This window comes from Olsenella phocaeensis (genome assembly GCF_900120385.1).
Classification (GTDB): Bacteria; Actinomycetota; Coriobacteriia; order Coriobacteriales; family Atopobiaceae; genus Olsenella_I; species Olsenella_I phocaeensis.
The window spans coordinates 1019114-1028248 of the sequence record NZ_LT635494.1; the positions used below are offsets into that span (position 1 = coordinate 1019114).

The window sequence follows — 9135 nt, forward strand, 5'->3', positions numbered from 1 at the left end:
CGAGCCTGCCGGAGTCGGGCATGACGAAGCGCACTCCGCGCGAGCGCAGGGTGGCGAGGTTGGCCTGGGTGGCCGGGGCCTGCCACATGCGCAGGTTCATGGCAGGGGCGACCAGCACGGGGCAGCCCAACGCGAGGAGCGTGGTGGAGAGCGCGTCGTCCGCCATCCCCGCGGCCATCTTGGCCATCACGTTGGCCGTGGCGGGGACCACCACCGCGAGCTCGGCGAAGTCGGCGAGCTCGACGTGGGGGATCGGGCCCTCCCCTGAGCCGTAGAGGCTCGTCGTGACGGGATGTCCCGAGAGGGCCTCGAAGGTCGTGGGGCCCACGAAGCGCGTCGCGTCCTCGCTCATGACGATGCGCACGTCGCAGCCCGCCTTCTGGAGGCCCCTCATGAGCTCGACCGCCTTGTACGCGGCGATCCCGCCGCACACGGCGAGAAGGACCCTACTCGACCTCATCGAAGGCCCCCTCGAACACCAGCATGCGGTGGCAGTAGGGGCATTCGGTCACCTCTGCGCCGGCGCGCCTGAGGTCCGAGAACTGGCTGGGCTGGAGCTTGACACGGCAGACCGAGGGGAGGTTGCCCGCGAGCCTCTCCACGGCGAGGCCCCCGAAGCGCCTCGAGGCGGCCTCGTAGCGCGTGAGCACCTCGCCCGAGAGGTCTGCGACGACGGACTTGCGCTCGGCCGCGAGCTTGCGCACCTCGGCCATGAGGTCCGCGGACGCCCGCTCNCGAGCAGGAGCGTGCCGGGCCATCCGTCCAGAAGGTCCTCGAGCACGGCCAGCATGTCGGTGTCGAGGTCGTTGCCGGGCTCGTCCAGGACGAGGACGTTGGGCTCCTCCATGAGGACGCACATGATGGCGAGGCGGCGGCGCTGGCCACCCGAGAGCTCGCCCACGAAGCTCGCGAACTCGCGACGGTCGAAGCCCAGGCGCTCGAGCAGCTGCTCGGGGCTCTGCTGCCTGCCGTCCACCACGTAGTAGCTCTTGTAGCTCGAGAGGAGCTCCTGGACCCGCCAGCCGTCCCTCTCGGAGAGTCTCCCGAGGTTCTGCGAGAGGATGCCGAAGCGCACTGAGGCGCCGATCCTCACTCTCCCCGAGCTGGGACGGAGACTGCCCGTCATGAGCGAGAGGAGCGTCGACTTCCCGGCGCCGTTCTCTCCCAGGATGCCAAAGCGGTCTCCCGGTCCCACGATCCAGTCGACGCCCGAGACGACGGGGGCGTCCGAGCCGGGATACGAGAAGGACGCTCCCCTCATCTCTATGACCTGCTTGCCCAGACGGCTCACCGCCATGCGCCTGAGCTCCACGGTGTCGCGCAGGGGCGGGTCGCCGGCGAGGAGCTCCATGGCCGCGTCGATGCGGAACTTGGGCTTGCTCGAGCGCGCCTTGGCGCCGTGGGCGAGCCAGTTGAGCTCCTTGCGCAGGACGTTCTGGCGCCTCTCCTCCATGACGGCCGCCTGCCTCTGGCGCTCGAAGCGCTGCTGCACGTAGGCCGAGTAGCCGCCCTCGAAGGGGTCGATGGCGCCGTCGTGGACCTCCCACATGTGGTCGCAGACCTCGTCGAGGAACCAGCGGTCGTGCGTCACCAGGAGGAGCGCCCCCTGCCCCTGGGGCCAGCGCCCCTTGAGGTGGTTGGCCAGCCAGCCAATCGCCTGCATGTCCAGGTGGTTGGTCGGCTCGTCCATGAGGAGGACGTCCCAGCGCCCCACGAGCACGCGCGCAAGGTCGCAGCAGCGACGCTGCCCGCCCGAGAGCTCGCCCACGCGGGCGTGCCAGTCGATGTCCCCCAGGAGCTCGTCGATGACGCCGCGCACGCGGGGGTCGGAGGCCCAGACGTACTCGGGCTGCTCCCCCACCACGGCATGCTCGACCGTCTCGTCGTCCGTGAGAGCGTCCGACTGGCCCAGGACGCCCACGCTGATGCCGTTCCTCCAGGTGACGGCGCCGGCGTCCGGCTCCACCTCGCGCGCGATGAGCTCGAGCAAGGTTGACTTGCCGTCTCCGTTCCTGCCCACGATGCCTATGCGGTCGCCCTCGTCTATGCCGATGGTCTGGCCCTCGAGCACGCGCTTGTTGGGCCACTCCATGTCGACGCGCTCGAGCCCGATGAGGATTCCCATGCGCGCCCCCTAGCCCTGGTCCCGGGGAAGGGCAAGCTCGCGCACGCGGTCCATGACGCGGCGCGCCACCTCGTCCTTGGGCAGGCAGGGAAGCTCGAGCTCGCCGGAGGCGTCGACCAGCGTCACGGCGTCCGTCTCGGAGCCGAAGGTCGAGTCCGCGCGCGAGACGTCGTTGGCCACGATGAGGTCGGCTCCCTTGGCGCGGAGCTTCGCGCGGGCGTTGGGGACGAGCTCGTCGGTCTCGGCGGCGAAGCCCACCACGACGCGCCGTCCCTTGCGGGCGCAGAGCTCGGCCAGGACGTCCGCCGTGCGCACCAGGCGGATGGAGTCGAGCGGCTCCCTTGCCTTCTTGAGCTTGTGGTCCGCGGGCTCGGCAGGGGTGTAGTCCGCCACGGCGGCGGCGCACACCGCCACGTCCGCGCCGTCGAAGGCAGCGAGGGCGGCATCGTGCATCTGGGCGGCGGAAACCACGTCCACGCGCCTCACCCCCTCGGGCGTGGGGAGCGAGACGGGCCCTGCCACCAGCGTGACGGAGGCGCCCCTCCTCGCCGCCTCGCGCGCGAGGGCGAAGCCCATCTTCCCGCTCGATGCGTTGGCGATGTAGCGCACCGGGTCGATGGCCTCGTGCGTGGGCCCCGCCGTGACCACGAGGGAAAGGCCCTCGAGGTCACGCGCCTCCCCGCCCAGGAGGTCGAGGGCGGCCGCGAGGACCTGCCCGACGGGCGCGAGCTTGCCCGTGCCCACGGCGCCGCAGGCGAGCCTGCCGGAGTCGGGCATGACGAAGCGCACTCCGCGCGAGCGCAGGGTGGCGAGGTTGGCCTGGGTGGCCGGGGCCTGCCACATGCGCAGGTTCATGGCAGGGGCGACCAGCACGGGGCAGCCCAACGCGAGGAGCGTGGTGGAGAGCGCGTCGTCCGCCATCCCCGCGGCCATCTTGGCCATCACGTTGGCCGTGGCGGGGACCACCACCGCGAGCTCGGCGAAGTCGGCGAGCTCGACGTGGGGGATCGGGCCCTCCCCTGAGCCGTAGAGGCTCGTCGTGACGGGATGTCCCGAGAGGGCCTCGAAGGTCGTGGGGCCCACGAAGCGCGTCGCGTCCTCGCTCATGACGATGCGCACGTCGCAGCCCGCCTTCTGGAGGCCCCTCATGAGCTCGACCGCCTTGTACGCGGCGATCCCGCCGCACACGGCGAGAAGGACCCTACTCGACCTCATCGAAGGCCCCCTCGAACACCAGCATGCGGTGGCAGTAGGGGCATTCGGTCACCTCTGCGCCGGCGCGCCTGAGGTCCGAGAACTGGCTGGGCTGGAGCTTGACACGGCAGACCGAGGGGAGGTTGCCCGCGAGCCTCTCCACGGCGAGGCCCCCGAAGCGCCTCGAGGCGGCCTCGTAGCGCGTGAGCACCTCGCCCGAGAGGTCTGCGACGACGGACTTGCGCTCGGCCGCGAGCTTGCGCACCTCGGCCATGAGGTCCGCGGACGCCCGCTCGAAGGCCTCCTGCTGGGAGGCCGCCTCCTCGTCCAGGCGCGCCATGACACCACGGGCGTTGCGTTCCGCCTTGCGCAGGCGGTCGCGGAGCTCGACCTTCTCGCCATGCGTGAACTCGATCTTCTCGAGCCTCTTGGCAAGGGAGGTGAGCTGTGCCTCGAGGTCGGTGAGCTGGCGGTAGTCCGCCTGGCGCTCCGCCGCCTGGGCCTTGACCTCGTCCATGAGGACGACGAACTTGTCGTGCGCGGCCTCCGAGTCCTCGACGTCCATCTCGCTGTCCTTGCGCTGGCCCACTATGCTGGCAAGCTCGCCCTGGAGCTTGCGCTTGGCCTGGGCGATGGCCTGGAGCTTCTTCTGCTGGGGCATGGCCGAGAGCTGTCGCTTGAGCCTGAGGAGCTGGAGGTCGATCTCCTGGAGCCTGAGCAGTGCCTGGGATTCCTTCATGTGCCGCCTCCTTGGGGGCATGGTGTTTGGTCGCAGGTGGTTCGTGCCGGCAGGCCGCCGGCGGGCTTGCTGTCGCGCGAGGCGGTCCGCTACGCCCCGGCCTTCTTGCGCACGAGGGCGAGCAGGGCGTCCGCNCGAAGCCGGGGTTGACCGTCATGACCAGCACCATGTCGAGCTCGTCGACGAGCTCCTCGAGGCAGGACACGGGGGTCGCGGGGTTGAGCGCCACGGCCGCCTTGGCCCCCGCCTCGTGGATGAGCGAGACGAGCCTCCGGGCGTGCGTCTGGGCCTCCCAGTGGAAGCTCACCACGTCGGCGCCGGCGTCGAGGTACCAGGGAACGCACTCCTCGGGGTTCGAGACCATGAGGTGCACGTCGACGGGAAGGCCCGTGGCACGCTTGACCTGCGAGAGGACCCCCACGCCAAACGAGAGGTTGGGCACGAAGTGACCGTCCATGACGTCGAAGTGGAGGAGGTCCGCCGTGGCTATGTCGTCGAGCTCGTCCGCGAGCCTGGTGAAGTCTGCCGAGAGCAGCGACGGCGCCACCCTCACGTCATGGTCAAGCATCAGCACATCCCCTATTCGTTTGTGCGGAGACCGTAGAACTCCTCGTTGGGCCCGCGGTCCAAGAGGAGCCCGGCCGCCTCCTCGAGTCTGACTCCCTCGTACAGGATAGCGTGTACGGCATGGGTCACGGGGGTCTCTATGCCCATCTCGCACGCAAGCTCCCAGACGCTCACCGCCGCGCGGGCACCCTCGACCACCATGCGGGTGCGGCCCTCGTACGACTCGAGCGTCTCGCCCGCGGCGAACGCCTCGCCGAAGCTGCGGTTGCGCGAGTGGCGCGAGGTGCAGGTGGCGACGAGGTCGCCCATGCCGGCGAGCCCCATGCAGGTGAGGGTGTCGCCGCCCAGGGCGCTCACTATGCGCCCCACCTCGGCGAGGCCGCGGGTCATGAGGACGGCGAGCGCATTGTCGCCCATGCCCAGGCCGGCGCAGACCCCGCACGCGATGGCGATGACGTTCTTGACGGCGGCGCAGACCTCGACGCCCCGCACGTCCCGGGAGCGGTAGGCCCTGAAGCTGGTCGAGTGGAGGAGCCGCTGGAAGTCGCGGGCGAGGGTCTCGTCCTCCGCCGCGACGACGCCGGCGGACACCATCCCGCGCGAGATCTCCTCGGCGTGGTTGGGGCCCGAGAGCGCGGCGATGCGGCGGGGATGCCCCAGCTCCTGGGCCACGACCTCGGTCATGAGCAGGTGGCTGCCCGGCTCGATGCCCTTGGTGAGCACCAGGAGCCCGGCGGGGTCGGGGACCGCGGCCGCACAGGACGCGAGGGTGGCCCTCAGGAAGGAGGAGGGCACCGCCACGAGGACCTGGCCCGCCCCGGCGAGCGCCTCTGCGGCGTTCGTGGTGGCACGGACGTTCGCGGGCAGCTCGTAGGAGCTGAGGTGGCGCGGGTTGCGGTGGAGCTCGCTGATGGAGCGGGCCACCTCATCGGAGCGGGCGAGCATGCAGACCTCGTCCGCATGCCCCGCAACGAGGCCGGCCGCCGCCGTGCCCCAGGACCCCGTGCCGATGACGGCGACCCTCCCGCTCATCGCGACTCCCCCTCCTCGTCGCGCTTGTCGGACGAGCCGCGATGCACGCTGAAGCGACGCTCCTCTCCCCTGGCGAGCTTCCTCAGGTTGGTGCGGTGCGACCAGATGACGACGACCGCGGTGACGGCCAAGGGCAGCTCCACCCAGGGTCCGAAGCCCATGAGGGCCCCCACCACGGGAAGGGCGGCAGCGGCGGCGACGGAGCCAAGCGAGACGTAGCGCGAGGGTATGGCGAGGACGAAGAACACGGCGAGGATGGCGAGCGCCAGGGGCCAGTGGAGCCCCAGGGCCGCGCCGAAGCCGACCGATATGCCCTTGCCTCCCCTGAAGCCCAGGTAGGGGGAGAAGACGTGTCCCATGACGCAGCTGAGGTAGACCAGGGCGAGGGCCCAGCCGAAGGGGGTTTCCACGCCCGCGGCGGCCCAGTCTCCCCCAAACACGAAATCGGAGAGCGCGAGGTGCGAGAGGAGCATGCACGCCATGCCCTTGCCCGCGTCGCAGGCGAGGGTGAGCGCCGCCGCAGCGGCACCCGCGGAGCGCGCGACGTTGGTCATGCCGATGTTGCCCGAGCCCACCGTGCGCACGTCCACGTGCTCGCGCGAGCCCTTGGCGATGAGCAGGCCGAAGGGTATGCCACAGACGAGGAAGGACGCGAGCATGCAGGCGGCGGTCGCCAGGGCGAGCGGGCTCATCTGCGCCCCTCCTCCCTCAGGCGGAACTTGAGTCTGACGGGGGTTCCCGTGAGGTCGAAGGCCTGGCGCAGGCGGTTCTCCATGAAGCGCTCGTAGTTGTCGTCCACGAGGTCCGGCGCGTTGCACCAGAAGGTGAGCGCGGGAGGCCTCTGGCCGGTCTGCACGCCATAGTGGACCTTGAGGCGGCGGCCCTTGTCGGTGACGGTGTGCCCGCCCTCGCGGATCTGGGTGAGGAGGGCATTGAGCTGCGAGGTCTTGAGCTGGCAGGCATGGTTCGCCGCCGCCTTGACCGCAGCCTCGAGGATCTTGTCGGTGGCGCGCCCGGTGAGGGCGCTCATGTTGACCGAAGGCGCCCAGGGGGCGAACGAGAGGCGCTGGGCGAGGGTGGCCGCCACGTCGTCGCGCTGCTTCTCGGTGGTGACGAGGTCCCACTTGTTGAGGGCCACCACGAGGGCGCAGCCGCGGTCCACCGCCATGCCCACGAGCTTCTGGTCCTGCTCGGTGACGCCCACCGAGGCGTCCACCACCAGGATGCAGACGTCGGCGCGGTCCATGGCCTCGAGGCCGCGGACCAGGCTGTAGTACTCGACGTCCTCGTGCACCAGGTTCTTCTTGCGCATGCCCGCGGTGTCGACGAGGCGGATGCGCGTGCCCTTCCACTCGATCATGCTGTCGATGGCATCGCGCGTGGTGCCCGCGACGTCCGAGACGATGGAGCGGTTCCTCTTGGTCAGACGGTTCGCGAGCGAGGACTTGCCCACGTTGGGACGGCCGATGATGGCCACGTTGAGGGCGTCGTCCGCCGGCCCCTCCTCGTCCTCCTCGTCCGGGAGCACGGCGACGACCTCGTCGAGGAGGTCTCCCGTGCCGTGGCCGTGCCCGGCCGAGATGGGACGCGGCTCCCCCACGCCCAGGGAGTAGTAGTTCCAGGACTCGAGCTCGCGGGCGGGGTCGTCGATCTTGTTGACCACCAGGAAGACCGGCTTGCCCGACTTCCTGACCACGCGGGCGACCTCCTCGTCCTCGTCGGTCACGCCGACGGTGCCGTCCACCACGAAGATGATGGCGTCCGCCTCGTCGCAGGCGGCGAGCGCCTGCTCGCGGATGCGCGGGGCGAAGACGTCCTTGCTCTTGGCGGACTCGATGCCGCCGGTGTCGATGAGGACGAACTCGCGGCCGTTCCAGTCGGTCGTGTGATACGAGCGGTCGCGGGTCACGCCGCGCGACTCGTGGACTATGGCGTCGCGGTTCACCGCCAGGCGGTTGACGAGGGTCGACTTCCCCACGTTGGGCCTGCCGACCACGGCGACTATGGGCTTGGACATGATGCTCCTTGCTGTTCCTGCTGCAGATTCCTGGGAAAAGTCTAGCATGCGCGCCCTGGGAGCCCCGGGCAGCGGGGTCCGCGCACAGCAAAGCCACGGCAGGGGCGCCCCTCCCCTGCCGTGAGGCTGTCCCTTTTACACNAGCTCCTCAGCATGCCGATGCCGTCATAGAACTGCGGGTAGCCGTCGTAGGTCTCGGCCGGCGGGACGGGCAGCTCGGCGTCCACGTAGAACTCGTCCGAGAGCTGGAAGCGGGTGCGCCCCAGCTCCCGCCTGGCCCGCTCCTGGTAGGGCTCGATGAGCCTCACCACGGCCCGCGACGCCTCGACGTCCTCCGAGAAGGACTCCGAGAACTGCTTGGAGTACTTGGTGTAGCCCATGGGGACGAGCGCCATGGAGCTGATGTTGGGCCTCTCCTCCACCCAGTCGAGGGTCCGCCTGAGCTCGTCGCCGTCGTTGATGCCGGCACAGAGCACGATCTGCCCGTGCACCTCGAGCCCCGCCTCGCAGAGCCGCTCCAGCACCTCGACGCCCCTCATGGCGCGCGGGCCGATGAGCGACCTCCTGACCTCGGGCGATATGGCATGGATCGAGACGTTCATGGGCTCGAGGCGGCACCGGACGATGCGCTCCAGGTCGTCGTCCCCCACGTTGGTGAGCGTAACGAAGTTGCCCTGGAGGAACGACAGCCGGTAGTCGTCATCCCTGAGCGAGAGGGTCGCGCGCGCGTCCTCGGGGAGCATCCTCATGAAGCAGAACTGGCAGGCGTTGACGCAGGTGCGGATGCCGTCGAAGAGCACGTCGGTGAACTCGACGCCCCAGTCCTGCCCGGGCTCGCGCTCGAGCTCGCAGGAGTAGGACTGGCCGTCGTCGGGGTCGAAGACCTCGAGCTCGCAGTAGGCGTCAGCCCCCTCCCAGCGCCAGTCGATGAGGTCGCGCAGGGGGTGCCCGTTGATGGCGTCCACGCGCATGCCCGGCTCGAGGCCTGCCTCCCAGGCGGGGCTCCCGTCCTCGACGGCCTGGATCCAAGCCCCGTCCGCCTGCGGTCGGGTGGAGGCGTAGTCCGCACGCTTGAGCCTGCCCTCTCCCGCCTCCATCAGCCCTCCCCCACGAGCTCGCCGATACGCTCGACGACCTCGTCGATCTGGGACTGGGGCGTGGAGGCGCCGGCGGTCACGCCGATGAGCTCGGCCCCGTCGAACCAGGGCGCCTCGAGCTCGGACGCGCCCTCGATGTGGTGCGTGCGCGGGCAGGAGGCCTCGCAGATCTGGACGAGCCTGCGGGTGTTGGCGGACATGCGGCCGCCCACGACCACCATGGCGTCCGCCTGGGCGGCGAGCTTCGCCGCGGATGCCTGGCGCAGGGTCGTGGCCTCGCAGATGGTGTCGACGACACGCAGCTCGTCCACCCTGCCTATGAGGGCCCCCACGAGCGCGCGCAGGCGGGAGCGCGACTGGGTGG

General features: G+C 70.3%; 8 protein-coding genes and 3 pseudogenes. All 11 read right to left on the minus strand.

The window, feature by feature from the left end; translation table 11 throughout:
• On the minus strand, window positions 1-460 hold a 460-nt coding region (locus tag BQ7388_RS04850), incomplete at its 3' end, for a flavoprotein (RefSeq protein WP_327196097.1).
• The gene (locus BQ7388_RS13595) at window positions 447-758 is read right to left on the minus strand and encodes a zinc ribbon domain-containing protein (protein ID WP_456319910.1); all 312 of its coding nucleotides are present in this window, start codon (window positions 756-758) and stop codon (window positions 447-449) included. The genes BQ7388_RS04850 and BQ7388_RS13595, both read right to left, overlap by 14 nt.
• Window positions 737-2125: pseudogene (locus BQ7388_RS04860) on the minus strand (ABC-F family ATP-binding cassette domain-containing protein); the annotation flags it as partial. The pseudogene BQ7388_RS04860 and the gene BQ7388_RS13595, both read right to left, overlap by 22 nt.
• A 9-nt stretch (window positions 2126-2134) precedes the next feature.
• Window positions 2135-3340, minus strand: coding sequence for a bifunctional phosphopantothenoylcysteine decarboxylase/phosphopantothenate--cysteine ligase CoaBC (gene coaBC / locus BQ7388_RS04865; RefSeq protein ID WP_072499890.1), 1206 nt, complete (start codon window positions 3338-3340; stop codon window positions 2135-2137).
• Entirely contained in the window at window positions 3327-4058 is a 732-nt protein-coding gene (locus BQ7388_RS04870; protein WP_072499891.1) for a zinc ribbon domain-containing protein, read from the minus strand. The genes coaBC and BQ7388_RS04870 overlap by 14 nt, the downstream gene beginning before the upstream one ends.
• A 145-nt stretch (window positions 4059-4203) precedes the next feature.
• Window positions 4204-4626 (minus strand): annotated as a pseudogene (locus BQ7388_RS04875) (ribulose-phosphate 3-epimerase); the annotation flags it as partial.
• Between the two features lie 11 nt (window positions 4627-4637).
• Window positions 4638-5657 (minus strand): NAD(P)H-dependent glycerol-3-phosphate dehydrogenase, encoded by a 1020-nt coding sequence (locus BQ7388_RS04880; protein ID WP_072499892.1) that lies wholly within the window; start codon window positions 5655-5657, stop codon window positions 4638-4640.
• Window positions 5654-6349, minus strand: coding sequence for a glycerol-3-phosphate acyltransferase (locus BQ7388_RS04885; protein WP_062530314.1), 696 nt, complete (start codon window positions 6347-6349; stop codon window positions 5654-5656). Before BQ7388_RS04885 ends, BQ7388_RS04880 begins: the two co-directional genes overlap by 4 nt.
• On the minus strand, window positions 6346-7674 hold the full coding sequence (gene der / locus BQ7388_RS04890; RefSeq protein ID WP_072499893.1) for a ribosome biogenesis GTPase Der: 1329 nt from the start codon (window positions 7672-7674) through the stop codon (window positions 6346-6348). The genes BQ7388_RS04885 and der overlap by 4 nt, the downstream gene beginning before the upstream one ends.
• A gap of 41 nt (window positions 7675-7715) precedes the next feature.
• The gene (locus BQ7388_RS04895) at window positions 7716-8771 is read right to left on the minus strand and encodes a DUF512 domain-containing protein (protein WP_327196098.1); all 1056 of its coding nucleotides are present in this window, start codon (window positions 8769-8771) and stop codon (window positions 7716-7718) included.
• Window positions 8771-9135, minus strand: a pseudogene (locus tag BQ7388_RS04900) (4-hydroxy-3-methylbut-2-enyl diphosphate reductase); the annotation flags it as partial. The gene BQ7388_RS04895 and the pseudogene BQ7388_RS04900, both read right to left, overlap by 1 nt.